Here is a 17,658-nt window from a genome sequence, read left to right on the forward strand (position 1 = left end):
GGGATTTTTTCCCGTCGTTTGGAGTTTTTCAAGATGGGTGGAGACGTGAAAAATGCTACGTTCATGGAGTCTGAAATTAACCATTACCGATACCTCGGGCTTGCCGGTCTATTTACAGATTGCGCAGCAGATCATGGAAGAGATCCAGCGCGGGCGTTTAGCGCCTTCCACTGCCATGCCAGGCACGCGGGAACTGGCCGAAAAACTGCAGGTGAACCGCAAAACCGTGATCCTGGCTTATGATGAACTGATCGCCCAGGGCTGGCTGGTGTCCGAACAACGTCGAGGTTCGTTCGTTTCCGCGAACCTGCCCAACTTCAACGCCCAGCCGCAAACCTCTAAAACCAGCAAACAACCGGCCAATGTGGTGGAAGCGACCAGCCATCCGCTGCTGAGTTACCAGTCGCCGGTAGATGGCGTCATAGACTTTAATGACGGCATCCCCGATTCGCGGCTGATCCCGTTCAATATCCTGTCGCGTGCTTTCCGCCATGCCTTGATCGGCTCCAGCAAAGGCAAAAGCCTGGGTTACGGCGACCCGCGTGGCACACTGGCGCTGCGGCAATCCATCGCCACCATGCTGAATATGGAAAGAGGCCTGAGTGTAGCTATAGACCAGATCTGTATCGCGCGCGGCAGCCAGATGGGTATTTTCCTGGCGGCACGCGTGCTGACGCGGCCTGGTGACCATATCGTGGTGGAACAGCTCAGTTACCCCGCGGCCAAAGAAGCATTCCGGTCTTGCGGCGCAAATATCCTCACTGTGGGGCAGGATAAACATGGCATTGATGTGGTGGCGCTGGAAAAGCTTTGCAAGCAGCACACGATACGCGCCATTTACGTCACACCGCACCACCAGTTTCCCACCACCGTGATCATGACTGCCGAGCGGCGCCTGAAACTGCTGATGCTGGCCGAACAATATGATTTCACCATCGTAGAAGACGATTACGACCACGAATTCCACTTCTCGCACCACCCGGTGTTTCCGCTGGCCAGCACCAATCACGGTGGCCGTGTGATGTACGTCGGCTCCCTTTCCAAAGTGCTCGCTCCCGGTTTACGCGTCGGTTACTTGGTGGCCACGCCAGGCCTGATTGACCGGTGTGCCAAAGAAGTCATGCTGATAGACCGGCAAGGTAATTCCATCACTGAACTGGCGGTGGCCGAACTCATGGATTCCGGCGAGATCAAGCGCCATATCCGCCGCACGTTCAAGGTCTATAACGAACGCCGTAACCTGCTGATTGCACTGGTCAAAAAAGAACTCAGAGAATATGTAACCTTCGACGCGCCGGACGGTGGCCTCGCTATCTGGCTACGCCTGAAGGAAGGTATAGATGTAGAAAAAGTGGCGGAACAGGCGTTAAAACACAAAGTGCGTATCCTGCCCGGCACCCTGTTTTCGGAGTCAGCGCACAGCGTCCACGCGATCCGATTGGGATTTGGCAGCTTGACGATTACGGAATTAGAGCAGGGTGTATTAGCTTTAAGAACGGCTTTTCAAACAGCGTTGTAGCGCATATTGAAAGAAAAAAGATTTTATAGTTGCCTGCTGCCCAACATCAAGAAAAACAAGTGATCCGCTTCGGAGCGCTTTATTCGCGAGGCGATTGTCCGGATGACAGCATATCGCAGGCAATCGCACCCACATCCCGCACCGCCTGCTCAATGGCCAGGGTCCACAGATGGCTGAAATTCAGCCGAATATAATGGGTAAGGTCTTTTTTGAGGGAAAAGATGGTGCCAGGCGCGACGGTGATGCCGTTGTCGATGGCGGCCCTGTACAGGGTGAGTGCATCCAGCGCTGGCGGCAGTTTGACCCAGATCACGTACCCGCCTTTTGGCACTGAAAGCTGCGTGCCTGGCGGGAAACTTTGTTCAATCACGTTACGCATCAGCACATAATTGGAACGCAAGGTATGCCGTAATTGCTTGAGGTGTTGCTCGAAACTGTCGCGCTGCATGAACTTGGCAATCGCGATCTGCGGTGCCGAAGTCAGCGACAGGCTGTTGAGGAACATCAGTTGTTCCACTTGCTGGCGATAGCGGCCAGCCGTGGTCCAGCCGACACGATAACCGGGCGCCAGCGATTTGGAGAACGACGAGCAATGCAACACCATGCCAGTTTTATCATAAGCTTTTGCAGGTAATGGCGGCTCATCGCTGAAATACAGCTCGCTGTAGACATCGTCTTCAATCAGCGGGATCTGCTGTTCTGCCAGAAACGCCACCAATGCCTGTTTCTTGGCATCCGGCATCACAAAACCCAGCGGGTTCTGGAAGTTGCTGGTGAGGATAACGGCCGCAATGCGCACCTGGCCAGTGATGGCGCGCAAGGCTTCCAGGTCTATGCCGGATTCCGGGTCAGTGGCGATCTCGGCGACCTTCATACCCAGGCGTTCCACCGTGTGCGCCAGTGCGTAATACCCCGGCGACTCCATGGCAATCACATCGCCCGCCTTGGCCACCGCCTGCAAGCACAGCGTGATAGCTTCGGTCGCGCCATGTGTAATCACAATATCGTCCGGCGACACATCCATGCCATTGGCCAGGTAGCGGCGCGCAATCTGTTGGCGCAGCATTTCGTTACCGGGCGGCAGGTCGCTCAGCACGCCCCATTCGCCCTGGTCATCAGTCAGGGCCTTTTCATACTGGTGGATCTTCTTGAGCGGGAACAGTTGCGGGTCAGGGAATGGCGAACCTAGCGGCACGGTGCCGAATTCGCGTATGGATTTTAGGGTAGTCAGTACCAGCCGGCTGGCGTCGACTTCAGACAGGTTGATATCTTTGGCAATCGGCGAGGTGTGTTTTTGCTGCAGGCGTTTGCGCAGGGTGACATAGTAGCCTGACTGCGGATGGCTGCTGATCACGCCTTCCTGTTCCAGCAGCAGATAGCTGCGCAACACGGTGCTGATGCTGAGGCCATATTTCTGGCTGGCCTGCCGCACCGAGAAAATCCTGTCTCCCGGCCGCAACACGCCTTCATCGATCATTGCGCGTATGCGGGCGGCAAACGAGACATAAAGCTTCATGGTGGGCCAGGCGAGGAGGAAATTCAGGTGTTTTCCATTATACGTCAGCCTGGCCCCGGCTGTCGTTCTACTCATTGAATGTCAGATCGGCCTAGGCCGCTTTTAATACCAGGGAAATCTCTTCGCCACTCGCAGTCAGTGCCGCCACCAGGCGGTCCTTTTGCATGAACACGTCCACCAGTTGCTGCTCGTTCAGTGCGGTCATCAATCGCTGCACTGTACTCATGCGGATCTCCAGCCGCTTGCAGATCACCGCCAGCGATACCTGTGCGCGGCCTTCTGCGTGCTCGGCATGCAACAGCTCCAGGATACTCAGCATCAGCACTGTGCTCCTGTCCAGCGGTGCATAGTCAGCGGCAAAGTCTTCTGTTACCGGTTCCTGCGTGTTCAGATAATCATGATCAAGCAGCACGGGCGACCTCTGGTGCAGTGGTTTTCTCAAGGATCACCGGGATAGATTTAGAGGTAGGTGTGCGCGAATCATCGGCGATACTTTCCAGCGGCACCAGGTTATTGGTTTCCGGGTAATAGCCACTCAGGCAACCCTGCGGAATGTCATAAGACACCACCAGGAACTTGTCTGCACGGCGGGTGATACCATCCTGCCAGACACTGACCAGGTTGACCCAGTCACCGTCCTCCAAACCCATACGCGTAATGTCCAGCGGGTTCATAAACACCACACGGCGCTGACCGAACACGCCACGGTAGCGGTCATCCATGCCATAAATGGTGGTGTTGTACTGGTCGTGCGAACGGGTGGTCATCATGACAAACAGCCGGTCACCATATTGCTCACGCGCCAGGTGGATAGGCGATTGGTTAGGGATAGCCTGCACGGTGAATTCAGCCTTGCCGGAAGGCGTGTTCCAGATGCGCTCGCTGGAAGGCACCGGCATGCGGAAACCACCCGGCGTCTTGATACGCTCGTTGTAATCCCTGAATGCCACCGGCATGGTCTGCTCTATCAGGTCGCGGATCTTGCTGTAGTCCTTGATCACTTCCAGCCATGGCGTTTTGCTGTGCTTGAGTGTGGCATGTGCCAGGCGCGCCACAATGGCAGGCTCGGAAAGCAGCAAAGGCGAAGCAGGCTTGTTGATGCCGTAAGAGACATGCACCATGCTCATAGAATCTTCCACGGTCACGCCTTGCGGGCCGGTTTCCTGGGTGTCGATCTCGGTACGGCCCAGGCATGGCAGGATCAGTGCATCCTTGCCGTGCACCAGATGGCTACGGTTCAGCTTGGTCGTCACATGCGCAGTCAGGTCGCATTTGCGCATGCCCTCCCAGGTACGGTCGGTATCCGGCGTCGCAATCGAGAAATTGCCACCCAGGCCAAAGAATACTTTGCCTTTACCATCTATCATGGCCTGGATAGCAGCCACCGCATCGTAACCTGGTGTTTTCGGCACCTTGATGTCAAACACACGTTCCAGGCTTTCCAGGAATTCGACCGGCATCTTTTCGTAAATGCCCACCGTGCGGTTACCCTGCACATTACTATGGCCGCGCACCGGGCACAGGCCAGCGCCTTCCTTGCCGATATTGCCACGCAGCAACATCAGGTTGACCAGCGTTTTAATAGTCGCCACGCCATGCTTGTGCTGGGTGATGCCCATGCCCCAGGTCGCGATCACGCGGTCACCGGTGGCATAAATACGGGCGATTTCCTCGATCTGCGACAAAGGCACGCCGGATTCGGCAACGATCAGGTCCCAGTTTTCCTGGCGCGCATCTTCGGCAATCGTATCGAAATTGTTGGTGTGCTGTTCAATAAACGCCAGGTCCACCACCCGCTCTGTGCCCTGTCTGATCGCTTCGTCATCCCACTGGATGATGAACTTGATCATGCCCTTGACCAGCGCCAGGTCACCACCCAGTGTCGGCTGGATAAACAGGTCACTGATCTTGCTACCTTTGAAAGACAGCATATCGAACGGGCTTTGCGGGTCAGCAAAACGCTCCAGGCCACGCTCTTTCAACGGGTTGATGGCGACAATGCGTGCGCCGCGTTTAGCCGCTTCGCGCAACTCACCCAGCATGCGCGGATGGTTGGTGGCCGGGTTCTGGCCGAAGATCAGTATGGTGTCGGCATGCTCAAAATCATGCAAAGTCACCGAGCCTTTGCCTATGCCCACGGTAGGCGGCAAGGCCATGCTGGTGGATTCATGGCAAAGGTTGGAACAATCGGGAAAATTATTGGTGCCGAATTCGCGCACGAATAACTGGTAGAGAAAAGCCGCTTCATTGGCCGCGCGGCCAGAGGTATAAAAAATCGCCTCGTTAGGGTCAGCTAATGCATTCAGGTGCCCGGCCATCAGCTCAAAGGCACCATCCCAGGAGATTTCCTCGTATTTGTCGGTAGCAGCGTTGTAACGCATCGGGTGCGTCAAGCGACCTTCATTCTCCAGGTCAAAATCGCTCCACCCCATCAACTCGGTCACTGTGTGTTTGGCAAAAAACGCAGGTGGCGTACGTTTGGCTGTCGCTTCAGCAGCCACCGCTTTTACGCCGTTTTCACAAAATTCAAACGTAGAGGTGTGTTCCTTGTCCGGCCAGGCACAACCCGGGCAATCAAAGCCATCCGGCTGGTTCTGCGCAAGCAAGGTCATGATGCCCTTCACAGGGATCTTCTGCAGCGCCAGTTGCGCGGCCACTTGCTTCAACGCACCCCAACCGGCGGCAGGGTGGTGATAAGGCTTGATGGAAGCTTTTTGTTGCGACATTTTTCCTACTTGCTTGCAGTTAAAGGCTGGGGGCTGGTTAAAGCAGAACAGCGAATGAATACGGAATGAGGATTACAGCTATCGTAATGGAGCAGGCGCAAGGAAAACAGATACAAAAGCGTGGAATTTTTAGGGTACAGTTACCAGACACAATTTTTGTATGTGCATTTCCAACATATTGATATTTAAGAAAAATTAAATATGTCCGAAAACAGTTTATTAACAAGCAATTTAATTTTAATGGTGGGAAGATACAGATAGATCAATATAGAAATATTCGTTCATGCCATGAAAAATATTCAACATCAACATATTGAGAGCGATCAATACATCCAGACATTGATCGATAACTTCCCTTTCATGGTCTGGCTGAAGGATGTGAACAGCCGCATCCTGGTGGCGAACACTGCCTATGCCAACATGGTCGGCGTAGATTCAAGTGCAGAGCTGATCGGCAAGACGGATTTTGATTTTTTCCCGCCTGACCTGGCGCAGGAATATGTCGATGGTGATCAAAAAGCCATGCGCAGTACCTCACCGAGCCCAGTCACGGTGCCGATCAAAAATTCAGACGGTGAGTATTACTGGATAGAGTCTTACAAATCTGCGGTGGTGGTCGATGGTCAAGTAGTCGGTTCTCTTGGTTACGCCAGGGATGTCACCGAGAATATCCAGAAAGAGCACGAATACAGATCCATCGTAGAAAACTCGTCCAATTGCATCGCCAAGTACAACCGCGACTGCCAGCGCATCTTTCTCAATAATGCCAACTCCGCATTTTATGAAGTGGATTGCGCCAGCCTGATCGGCAAAACCCCTTCGCAATATCCCGGTGGTGACTTCGCCATCGCCTTTGAGCAAAGTATCCGCGAAGTGTTTCAAAGCGGTGAAGACCAGCATGTCGCCTTCAGGCTGATCACCAGCAATGGCAAACACAAGATCATGGATACGGTATTAACGCCCGAATTTAATGCCATCCACGAAGTCATCGCCGTGATCGCCATCGGGCAAGACATGACGCAATCGTATGAAAACCTGGACCGCATCAATAACCTGGCTTATTTCGACTCCATCACCAAACTCCCCAATCGGATTTCGTTGCTGGAAGTACTGGATCACTGCATCAAACAATCGCAACAGTCAGCCTCTTCATTTGCGTTTTTAATGCTGGACCTGGATGGCTTTAAAGCCGTCAATGATTTACTCGGTCATTCAGAAGGTGACTTGCTGCTATACGAAATGGCGAGGCGGATAGAAAGGTCTGTAAGGCCCACCGATACCGTCGCCCGTCTGGGTGGCGATGAGTTTGCCATCGTGCTATCAGAAGTAAAAGACCCCAAAAATGCAGGGCTAGTCGCGAAAAAAGTGCTTGAATCTATCAGGCAACCGATTTTGATCCGTGGCACAGAATTGTTCATTTCCGCCAGCATCGGCATCGTGATTTGCCCTGAACATAGCAGCGTTGTCAGCGATATTGTGAAGTATTCAGATATCGCCATGTACAAGGCGAAGAAACAAGGCAGAAACAACTACCAGTTTTATTCGTCTGATCTTTCGCAAACCACGATTGAACGCATAGACATCGAACGCTCATTACGCACCGCCTTGCAAAACGATGAATTCCTGCTGCACTATCAGCCGCAAGTGAATTTAGAGACCAACAAGATTGTCGGTGTAGAAGCCCTGCTCAGATGGCACCGAAACCATAGCGAAATGATCCCGCCCAACCGGTTTATCGGCATCGCCGAAGATTCAGGATTCATCATCGAAATCGGCGAGTGGATCATGCAAACCGCATTCAAAGATGCCGTCAGGTGGAACACCGGCCGCGAAGAGCCGATCAGCGTGGCCATCAACTTATCCAGCCGCCAGTTTATCCATAACAACCTGCTCAACTCCATCAAGCACCTTTTAAAGAAAACCCACTGCAACCCGGCATGGATCACCCTGGAAATCACAGAAAGCCTGCTGTTAAGTGACAGCCTGCACATCAGAAAAACCCTGAAAAGCCTGGATAGCCTGGGCTTCAGAATCTCCCTGGATGACTTTGGCACCGGCTATTCAGCACTCAGCTACCTAAACAAATTCCCAGTCAGCGAAATCAAAATTGACCAGTCATTTGTGCAAGGTATTGCAGATAACAACGACCACCGGTTGATTGTGCAGGCGATTATTTCAATGGCGAAAAGCTTGGGTAAAGAGCTGGTTGCAGAAGGGGTGGAGACGGCTGAACAGGCCAAGTATTTACTAGATTGTGACTGCAAAGTGGTGCAAGGGTTTTACTTTAGTAAGCCTAAGACGTTTGATGAGATTGATATATAGACCTCTTGGAAGAAACCCACTTAAATAGTTTGTGTATTGAAATTATTCTTTTTTATACATCTAACCATTAACATGTATAAAAAACGGCTTTTTTTATACATGTTGAGTGAATATGTATAGGTTTCAGCAGATAAAACCTATGTGATTATTTTGATAGCGAAAAGCTTAGGTAAGGAGCTGCAGACGGCGTGGAGAGGGCTGAAAAAGCGAATTATTTATTAGGCTTTAACTGCAAAGTGGAACATGGTTTTTACTTTAGTAAACCTAAACCATTTGATGAGATTTATATGCGGGCCTCACGGGAATCTGCGGTTTAAGAGAATAAATCGGTAAATTCAATTCCGATGTAGAGTATTTGAACTAAACGACTTGTTTAGCTAACTAAAGTTAACTATGATTCGGTTCTGACGGGTAATTCCTTTTACGCGCCTTAAGTGTTTCCTCCCATCGGTTGGCGATAAGCTTAGGGAAAAGAGCGTATCAGGGTCCGTCTATTTTTTTGCCTGTTATCCTTAAGCCAAATAGATTGTTGTGTATCTAACGTGGTCACAATAATGTGCAAACCAATCGTTTTCATCAAAAGCATCTTTCCTGGCAAAACCCCAACAAAACATATCAACGGCCTGCAATCCAGCACTTTCATGTGATGCCAAATGGTCAATCGTCAATTTACAATTGAGGGGTAGCAATGCTTGCAACTGATTCTCTACATAGCTATAAAATCTTTAATTTCTTCGTTATTTTTACACCGGTCAACAATTAAGTTAACCCATGGTAAATCCTCTGCGAATGGTATTTTCTCCAGGATGAACCGCGCTAAATAGTTATATAGTTTCTTTTTGCCTTCTTTAGTTTGCAAGTGCGCTTCAACACGTGCTTTATTCAAGGTTACACTATAAATATCCCATCCATCATCAGGCAAGTTTCGCGCAAAGTACTCCTTTACCACCAAATTAGTTTCTGCACCCTTTAACTCTGTTACTACCCGTTTGTTTTGCTTCTTTTGGTTGAGCTTGTTTTTCAAAGTACGCTTAACTGCTGTATTTATTCCGTCAACAACCTGTTTTCGATGGCATACCAATAACGTAATGACGAAATATCGCGAGGTTTTTTGTTTATTGAAATCAAAACCTAGATCACCTGATTCGTCTAAATAAATAAACAAGCGATGGCTCCTAACCCACTACCCGAGTTAGTAATGCATTAAATGAGCTTTTAGACTTCAAACTATCCCATCCTCACCAACGCATTGTCATTCACAGTATCCACCAACTGGATTATTATTCTTGCATCAGCATCACCAAATACACCAATCAACCCATCTTGATGAATATTGGTAAAAGGTGGCTCAAACAGCATACCTTTATCAATCATGCCGTTTTTGGTGAGGTAGCTGACGATGTTATTAATGAACGTCATTTGGTCGGCTTTAAGGTTACCCGCCAGGATAAAGTCAGCAAATACTTCCTGCGCAGAATTGACATCCAGACCGACGATACTGCGTATAAAAACGCCTAACGGTTTGTCACCATAGGTTTCAATATATTCTTGTTTAGTTCCAACAGTAGTGCCATCAAAAAGGATGGTTTCCAGTGCATTCACTTCTGTTTCAGTAATCGGTTTATTGGTCTTAAGCTTTTGAATGACCAGGTGATTACTGTGATCACGCACATAAGATTCCACGCGATCTTTATAGCTTTGTAAACGACCATAAGCTGGAATCAGGTCATGTTGTTTCACGCCGATGAAATCTATTTCGTCCACAAAATTGGTTTCAACAATAGGCCGCGTTTCTTTATCCAAGTACTTAATCAAATCACGCAGTGACACCCGTACATTTTCCAGGCGGTTGATATTGATGGTTTTCCAGAACTGCTCTAGCTGCAATTCATTCAATAAATGCACTTGCTTTGCCACAGCGGGGATATTTTGTTTCTTCAATAGAGCTTTGGCCGTGCCACTGATTTGTGTAATAAACCGATCAGTACTGTAAGCAGCTGTCATGAGTGCTAATTGATAATTCAAGATCAAAATATCAAAACGCTTGGCAAGCTCATCATCTTCTTTTGCTGGCAAAGCCAGAGAGGACAGATGTGTATTGATATCCAGCAAATCACCCTTAGAGAGATTCTGCCAGCGTCCCTTTTCACTATATTCCACCACATAGCGCAGTTTGGCTTTGACTACAAAACGGGCACTATCGAGAGTGGCGATGGTTTGATGCAAGTCTTCGATATAGCCCTCGGCAAGTGCACGTTCTTCTTCACTACTGTCAGCATCTTGACGCACCAGCATCGCCAACTCCAGTTTGGCTTCAAAAATCTGCTGAGTAAGGCTCTTAATTGCTTTGGTTTTTATACCATCCGGGTTCACGCCAAAAAACTCGAAGTTTTGGCAATAATCAAAAATCACAAACTCGGTTTTATGATGCCCAACACCAAATAAATCCAGGCAAAGTCTTGTACCACGCCCTATCATCTGCCAAAACTTAGTAGCCGATTTCACCTGCTTGAAAAACACCAGATTAACCACACGTGGTGCGTCCACCCCTGTATCCATCATATCGACCGACACAGCGATTTGCGGGTCTTTTTCTTCGTATTTATCAACAAAGGTTTCCAGCAGGCTTTGTGCCTTGCTTTCGTAGTTATCAATGACGCGCAAAAACTTGCCACCATATTCAGGGTAGTTTTTATTAAAACGTTCCTCGATAAACATTGCATGCGTATGGTTCTTAGCAAAGATAATCGTCTTACCTAGCTTTTCGCCACCCTGCACATGAATCCCATCCTGCATTAAATGCAAAAGTACTTTATCCACCGTGTCAGTGTTAAACAGCCAGCTATTCAGTGCGGCGCTATCAATCTCGTCAGGCGCTTCACCTGTAGTTGGGTCGCCAAACTTTTCTTCATATTCGGCTTTCTCGCGCTCTGACAACTGGTGATAACTCACTCCTTCGCGGATAAATTTGAGCGGTACCGACATGGCCTTTGCTGGGACTAGAAAACCTTCTTTTACGGCACTATCTAATTCGTAGGCGAAAGTCGGGTTATCGTCCTCAATACCGAACAAGCCATAGGTGTTATGGTCGATATCAGTTTTGGGGGTAGCGGTCAGGCCAACTAATAAGGCATCAAAATAAGCAAAAATCGCTTTATATTTTTGGTAAACCGAGCGGTGCGCTTCATCCACAATAATCAGGTCAAAATGCCCAACGCCATAAAACCGTTCGCCATCATTGACATTGTCGATGCGGTTCATGATGGTTGGATAAGTGGAAAACACCAGTCGTGTGCCGTTATCTTCTTTTTCTTTGGTGAGATCAATCGAGCTCAGGTTGGGCAGGTATTCATTAAAAGCATTTTTCGCCTGCGTGACCAAGGCATTTCTATCCGCCAAAAACAATACCCGCTTAGTCCAATTACACTTGGTCAGCATATCCACAATGGCGGCAGCAGTTCGTGTTTTCCCACTACCCGTTGCCATCACCAGCAAACTTTGTCGGGCACGACCTCTTAGCTCACCTTGCTTATTTGTGGCGCCAAAATTTTCCGCTACGCGCTTAATGGCTTCAAGTTGATATGCTCGTTCTGCTATTTCTGCATTCACTTTAAATTCGCGTAAATCGGTACGACTCTGACGGCGGGCAATCAACAACTGCAATTCTTCTTTGCTGTAAAAACCTTGCACCTCACGCTCTGGGTAAAACTGGTCATCCCATAAGTATGTTTCAAAACCATTACTGTAAAAAATAATAGGCCGTTGACCTGTTTTCGCTTCCAGACAATTGGCATACAACGCTGCCTGATGTTTGCCTTTCTTGGCATCAGCCATTGTCTTTTTAGCTTCGACGACAGCCAGCGGCAAACCATCATCGCCCCACAACACATAATCAACATACCCTTTACCTGTCGGGTTAGTGCTGGCGGGCATGCCTGTCACTTCGAACTCCAGGTCAGTGCCTTCTTTTAAATTATCCCAGCCACACTCTTTTAGCGATAAATCAATATAACGGCGGCGCGTTTCCGCCTCACTCACCAAAAGCGGCGCGGCTTGTTCAAAGCTAATGGTTTTTTCGCGGGTATGTTTACGCGCAGCGAGTTCGGCTCGCTGCTGTTGAAGTTGGGCTTTTAACTGTGCATTTTCTTCCGCTTGCCTTTGCCGAACTTGTTCAGCTTCACGTGCGGCTAGTTCTTTGGCTGCAAGCTGTTGTTGCAAAGCGGCAATTTGATCGGCACTTTCGAGTTTGGCTTTGCCTGAAGGAATCAAACCCTCATCAAATACTTGTGGCGCTGGTGCCTGTTTACCGTAATACGTGACCAAATAACGTAAAAAACGGAACAGATATTTGAGTGAAGCTAACGCATCCTGCTGGCTCACTTTACTACCATGCGCGGCCACATTACCTGTTTTGCGTATCAGGTGCAGTTCGCCCAGCATGGTCTGGTTAAACTGGCTGGCAAAACAATGCTCGTGCATCAAAGCGCTGAGTTCAGATTTAAACGGGCGAATCAGTTTCGGGTCGTGGTCATACAACCAATTGATCGCGTTTTCTAAGGCGCTGCGACAATTCATCGCCCCGGATTTTGGATAAATCAAAGTGAGCTGTTCAGCTTCCGCTGCATCGGCATGCAGGGCGGGAAAATCTGCAAGTAGAAAGCTGAAATTACTCATCAATCACCCTAAAATCCTCTTGAAATCAAGCTATTTATTTCCATGAGGAAATACTTAGTAAACGGGGGCCGTACGAAAAGATTATATTGTTCATCGCGCTTGATAAAAAAGGCTTTTGTCTGGTCATTCTCAATGCCCTCATCCAAACATAAAATAAAATCTAATCCATCATATTGTGGGATTATTGATTCATCTTTAACAAAAGCATCTATCTCTTCATCAAATACAAAACCAAACCTTTTTAATAGTGTTTCTTTTTTACATGACAACTTGTAACAAACCATTCCACAAATTGCGCTAGGGTTGTCAATTTTGATATTTTTTGCTTTCGCATCAAAAGCTGTTATCTCACTGCCTTTAGCATTAGATTTAACTTCTATAACTGCAGAACAATCAGCTGCTGGTAGTCTTACATGCCCCCCAAGTTCAGTATTAAGGCTACCTGGCCTTCTTACCATTACATCGTTCTGGCCAAGGTCGCCTAAAGTTGATGTTATTTCACCAGTGCAAACTTTAATGTTATCAATTCTTTCTTTCAGCATCTGCGTTAAGAAGTTTTCTCTAACTGCACCTAAAACACCTCGATGGTTATGGCGGTCTGCTGCATTTGATTGAAGCATAAGCAAATCATCTAGATAAAAAAACAATTCGGCACTCAATTAACACCCCCTTTGGATGTTAATTCACCAGTAAATGCATTTTGCAAAAGACTATCAAACAAGCTCTCAGATTTTTCTAAACTGCGCTGGACTTGTTGTTTTTGAACTTCGATTAGTTGAATGCGCTCGGCAAATAATGTTTGCTTATCAAATGGTGGTGTCATTACATAAAGGTTTGCAAGTTGCGTTGCTGTTAACTGTTGAACGGCTGCACCTCTGCCAATAACTTGCAACATAGAGTTAAACTGGCGATTTGTAATTAAGGAATGTAAAAATAAATTTGATATTTGATTTTTTGTTCTAATAATCATCATCTGAGCATTGATAAATGCTGAACTATATTCACAATCAAATATACAGCAGTTACCTAAACTGCCCCTCAATGTAATTAATAGGTCACCTTTTTTAGCTTTACCCCTAGATAGTGATCTAAATTTCTCTTCAGAAATAAATTGAACGATATCTAAATCCAATTTGCTTTCAGTAATGTTTTTTGTTGATAAAAATAAAACACCATTATCTTTAATGTCATTGCCACTTGGATAATTACTAGACCTGTCACCATTTTCAAAAGTTGTCAGGTCTGCAAGTCTAGCTTCAGGCCATCCCATCGGATTCGTCACAGGATCGCCAAACATTTCCAAAAAAAGGGATTGGCTGAGAGCAGTGTAACGCACGACTAATTGTTGGTCTTTTTGTCTTAGGCTATACGCCCCATCCAAAATCGCGGCAATTTTTTTTTGCTCGGCGAGAGGTGGCAAGGGAATTTCATGCTCCCAAAAGAGTTGCATTGAAACTCTAGGCATTTTTGCACCAGCAGTTCGCAATGACACCCACTCAACAAACTGTTTTGATCGAAGATAAAAAGCTAAATATTTTCTATCTAATTTTTCAGGGTCGGGTAAGAGAGGTACTAGTTCAGTTGTGCCTAAGCCTCTTTGATGAGGTAACAGTACTTTGTTGAGGTAAGGCCTTAGTTTTGAATACAGAACATAGCGTTCATCGAACCAATGCGTTGAGCTACCAGCTTTTGAGTAAGGTTGCTTAATACATTCTAGCAATCTTCCGCTGTCAGCTTCAATCTGATCTAAGTTTAGCTGCCAAACCAAATCCGCATCATTAAGAGGAGCAACCTTGAGAGGTCTTGCTGGCGCTACAACCGAGAGTTTTGCCTTAATCCAACTCACGCCAACAATCCCTTTAACACTAACAACGCTTGTGTCCGCTCTGCATCCAAACGCTCAATCTCAGCAATAATTTTTGCGGGGCTATCGTGCTGTACTTGCTCATACACAACTTGTTTGTAGCGGTTAATGCTCAAATCCCAATTGTTTTCCTCAATCTCTACCAGTGGCACCAAAAAGCTTTGCTCGGTACGGCTGCGGTGAGCCTCAGTTTGCCGGTTTTGATAGCGCGTAATAATATCGGCAATGTCATTGTCTTTAATCTGGCTGCGTTTGTCGTCCAGGCTATAGCCATCGGCTTGCATGTCGTAAAACCAAACGTTGTCGGTGCCACCATGGTTGGTTTTGGTAAACACCAGTACCGCCGTGCTCACGCCTGCATAGGGTCTAAACACACCGCTGGGCATAGAGATGACGGCTTCCAGCTTATGCCCTTGAATCAGCGTCTTGCGGATTTGCACATGAGCGTTGGATGAGCCAAAAAGCACGCCATCGGGCACAATCACCGCGCAACGGCCACCCACTTTGAGCATGCGTAAAATTAACCCTAAAAACAGCAGTTCGGTTTTTTTGGTTTTGACTGTGGTGAGCAGTGAGCTTTCTACACCATCGTAATCGAGCGAGCCTTTAAATGGCGGGTTAGCCAGAACCAAGCTAAATTGATCACGACTGTCGGCATTGGCTTCACTCAATGCATCACGGGCGATCAATTGCGGATGATCAATGCCATGCAGCTGCAAATTCATGGCGGCGATGCGCAACATGGTGGCGTCAAACTCAATGCCGGTGAACATGTCTTTGTTGTAATGCGCAGTAAAGGCGGCATCGTGAAACCAATCAGGATGATGCTGATGCACATATTCACCTGCCGCCACTAGAAAACCCGCCGTGCCACAGGCCGGATCGCAAATAGTGTCTTCCTGAGTCGGCTGCATCATTTCCACCATCATTTTGATAATGTGGCGGGGTGTACGGAATTGACCGTTAGTGCCAGCCGTAGCAATTTTTGAGAGCAGGTATTCGTACAAATCACCCTTGGTATCGCGGTCATCCATCTGGATTTTTGCGATCATCTGCACAACTTGATCCAGGAGTTTAGGGTGTGGAATCATGAAGGTGGCGCCCTTCATGTATTGTGCAAACACGCCAGCCTCATTACCCAGCTGTTTCATGTGTTCAAAAACATTGAGGTTGTCTGCATCCGTCTGTGGTTTTGTGAACAGATCAAACATGGTTTCAGGATCTTTGTTCACAAACGAATGCCAGCGGAAACGCTCTTGTGCTGGGGTATACAAGGGTGATTTGATAGCCGAGCCTAATAAGTTGGCTTTTTTCTCCGCAAGCAGTTGGTTTTCATCCAGACGACGCAAGAATAGCAAAAAGGTAAATTGCTCGATGACAGTCAGCGGATTGCTGATACCCCCTGTCCAAAACGTTTCCCAAATTTTATCGACTTGGCTTTTTAACTCACCTGTAACCATTGCTTATTTCAACTTATCTATATGAAGGGATTTAATCATTATTTTTCTCTGGGTGAATTCTAATTCAAACCCCTACATCACGATACTATTGTCTTGGTCACATAATGAGTTACTGGTACAACACAAATACACCCTGAAATTTTGATGTGGTTTTCGATTCACTGACGATTTGTGCAGTGACTGTAACTTTTGCCCTGCCCTTTTCCTGGTATGTCTTTTTAAAACTCTCCCAATCATCCAAGGCTTGAAAACTCGCCACACATTCAAAATCTGTTTTCACCGGCAATAAATAATCAATCTCCTGGCTCTTGATCACGAGATTACCCTTAAGCCCTGCTTGCTCAATTTTAGACTGCATTAATGACCAGGCAGTGGTAATAGAAATGCCCGCAATGCTGCCACCAAATACGATATCGAGATGGTTTTTGTTTAATGCATAAGAGCCGTGCACCGTGATCTGGTGATCTTCGATTCTGGTGATTTTTATCCCCAGGTTTTTGGTTTGAGGGATAAGCTTGAATAAGGTGTTTTCAAAGTTCTGTTCCAGTTGGCCCATGGTGCTTCCTTTTCTAACTATTGTTATTTAATTTTGGCTGGCTTTGCAGCAAACGGCATTCGGCGAATAGCTCGGCGACCCATTCAATAAACGTGCGCACTTTGGTTGAGAGGTGCCGGTTTTGCGGGTATAGCGCATTCAGCGGCAGGCTGCCTGTGGGGTAATCGCCCAGCACTCTTTCTAACTTACCTTCATTTAAATAGCCTTGCACCATAAAAGTGGGCACCTGACAGACGCCTATGCCCGCCAGCGCGGCGGCAACTATCGCATCGCCATTATTGATGGCAAGTTTGCGGTTGGTGGGGATTTCTTGCTCTTCGCCACTGTGCTCAAGCACGAAGTTGCGCACTTTGCCGGTTTTGGATGAAAAGAAGTGCACGGCCTGATGGCGTTGCAGATCGTCATGGTGGGTGGGCCTGCCGTAGGTTTGCAGGTATTCAGGCGAGGCAACCAGCAGGAATTGCATGGTGCCCACCCGCCTGGCGACCAGCGTGGAATCCAGCGGATGACCGACGCGGATCACGCAATCGACGCCTTCTTCAAGCAGGTCAATTGGCCTGTCGTCACAACCGATTTCGAGCTGGATTTCCGGATAGCGTTTTAAAAAATCCTGCAGCGCGGGGATGATCACCAGGCGCCCCAGCGGCGTCGGCACATCTACCCGCAAGCGGCCTTTGGGGTTGCTGGTGGCCTGGTGAAGTGCTGCTTCGGTTTCTTCGAGCTCGTTCAACAGCCTGATCGCCCGTTCGTAATACGCTGCACCATCGGTGGTGACGCTGATGCGGCGGGTGGTTCTGTGCAGCAGTTTGACCCGCAGGCGTTTTTCCAGCGCCAGCACTTGCGCCGAGACCGTGGTTTTGGGCAGGTTTAATGACATGGCGGCTTTGGTGAAGCTTTCCAGCTCCACTACCCGCGTGAATGCCAGCATGGTGTCGAATCTATCCATCAATGCCTCAAATGTCTATCGATTGTGCAATAAATTAACACAGTGATTGCTAACTTAGTCTATTTATCTCGGATT

At 48.0% G+C, this 17,658-nt stretch carries 13 protein-coding genes; 2 read left to right on the plus strand and 11 right to left on the minus strand.

Going from position 1 to position 17,658, the window contains the following annotated elements:
* The first annotated feature begins 52 nt into the window (after positions 1-52).
* Positions 53-1,519, plus strand: a complete 1,467-nt coding sequence (pdxR, locus tag ACFQ2T_RS09220; RefSeq protein ID WP_379033459.1) for a MocR-like pyridoxine biosynthesis transcription factor PdxR — start codon at positions 53-55, stop codon at positions 1,517-1,519.
* A 79-nt stretch (positions 1,520-1,598) separates the two neighbouring features.
* Here pdxR and ACFQ2T_RS09225 read toward each other — a convergent pair whose 3' ends face one another.
* The 3 genes from ACFQ2T_RS09225 to ACFQ2T_RS09235 form a co-directional block, all read right to left on the minus strand.
* Positions 1,599-3,035 (minus strand): aminotransferase-like domain-containing protein, encoded by a 1,437-nt coding sequence (locus tag ACFQ2T_RS09225; protein ID WP_379033950.1) that lies wholly within the window; start codon positions 3,033-3,035, stop codon positions 1,599-1,601.
* Positions 3,036-3,126: 91 nt separating this feature from the next.
* Complete coding sequence (locus tag ACFQ2T_RS09230) at positions 3,127-3,447, minus strand: hypothetical protein (protein ID WP_379033462.1); 321 nt, start codon at positions 3,445-3,447, stop codon at positions 3,127-3,129.
* Complete coding sequence (locus ACFQ2T_RS09235) at positions 3,437-5,761, minus strand: FdhF/YdeP family oxidoreductase (RefSeq protein ID WP_379033465.1); 2,325 nt, start codon at positions 5,759-5,761, stop codon at positions 3,437-3,439. The genes ACFQ2T_RS09230 and ACFQ2T_RS09235 overlap by 11 nt, the downstream gene beginning before the upstream one ends.
* 288 nt (positions 5,762-6,049) lie before the next feature.
* Between ACFQ2T_RS09235 and ACFQ2T_RS09240 the strand changes: the two genes are divergently transcribed.
* The gene (locus tag ACFQ2T_RS09240) at positions 6,050-8,083 is read left to right on the plus strand and encodes a sensor domain-containing protein (protein WP_379033468.1); all 2,034 of its coding nucleotides are present in this window, start codon (positions 6,050-6,052) and stop codon (positions 8,081-8,083) included.
* Between the two features lie 512 nt (positions 8,084-8,595).
* Here ACFQ2T_RS09240 and ACFQ2T_RS09245 read toward each other — a convergent pair.
* From ACFQ2T_RS09245 to ACFQ2T_RS09280, 8 genes are all read right to left on the minus strand, one after another.
* Positions 8,596-8,781 carry a DUF3800 domain-containing protein gene (locus ACFQ2T_RS09245; RefSeq protein WP_379033470.1) on the minus strand — a complete coding sequence of 62 codons (186 nt, stop codon included), beginning with the start codon at positions 8,779-8,781 and terminating at the stop codon, positions 8,596-8,598.
* A gap of 8 nt (positions 8,782-8,789) precedes the next feature.
* Entirely contained in the window at positions 8,790-9,248 is a 459-nt protein-coding gene (locus ACFQ2T_RS09250; RefSeq protein ID WP_379033473.1) for a DUF3800 domain-containing protein, read from the minus strand.
* Positions 9,249-9,310: 62 nt separating this feature from the next.
* The gene (locus tag ACFQ2T_RS09255) at positions 9,311-12,757 is read right to left on the minus strand and encodes a DEAD/DEAH box helicase family protein (RefSeq protein WP_379033476.1); all 3,447 of its coding nucleotides are present in this window, start codon (positions 12,755-12,757) and stop codon (positions 9,311-9,313) included.
* Between the two features lie 8 nt (positions 12,758-12,765).
* On the minus strand, positions 12,766-13,416 hold the full coding sequence (locus tag ACFQ2T_RS09260; protein WP_379033479.1) for a DUF6602 domain-containing protein: 651 nt from the start codon (positions 13,414-13,416) through the stop codon (positions 12,766-12,768).
* Positions 13,413-14,603, minus strand: coding sequence for a restriction endonuclease subunit S (locus tag ACFQ2T_RS09265; protein ID WP_379033482.1), 1,191 nt, complete (start codon positions 14,601-14,603; stop codon positions 13,413-13,415). Before ACFQ2T_RS09265 ends, ACFQ2T_RS09260 begins: the two co-directional genes overlap by 4 nt.
* Positions 14,600-16,081 carry a type I restriction-modification system subunit M gene (locus tag ACFQ2T_RS09270; RefSeq protein ID WP_379033485.1) on the minus strand — a complete coding sequence of 494 codons (1,482 nt, stop codon included), beginning with the start codon at positions 16,079-16,081 and terminating at the stop codon, positions 14,600-14,602. Before ACFQ2T_RS09270 ends, ACFQ2T_RS09265 begins: the two co-directional genes overlap by 4 nt.
* A gap of 109 nt (positions 16,082-16,190) precedes the next feature.
* Entirely contained in the window at positions 16,191-16,637 is a 447-nt protein-coding gene (locus tag ACFQ2T_RS09275; protein WP_379033487.1) for a YiiD C-terminal domain-containing protein, read from the minus strand.
* Between the two features lie 13 nt (positions 16,638-16,650).
* Positions 16,651-17,583 carry a LysR family transcriptional regulator gene (locus tag ACFQ2T_RS09280; RefSeq protein ID WP_379033490.1) on the minus strand — a complete coding sequence of 311 codons (933 nt, stop codon included), beginning with the start codon at positions 17,581-17,583 and terminating at the stop codon, positions 16,651-16,653.
* Positions 17,584-17,658 lie beyond the last annotated feature (75 nt).

The organism is Methylophilus flavus, assembly GCF_042678905.1.
Taxonomy (GTDB): Bacteria; Pseudomonadota; Gammaproteobacteria; order Burkholderiales; family Methylophilaceae; genus Methylophilus; species Methylophilus flavus.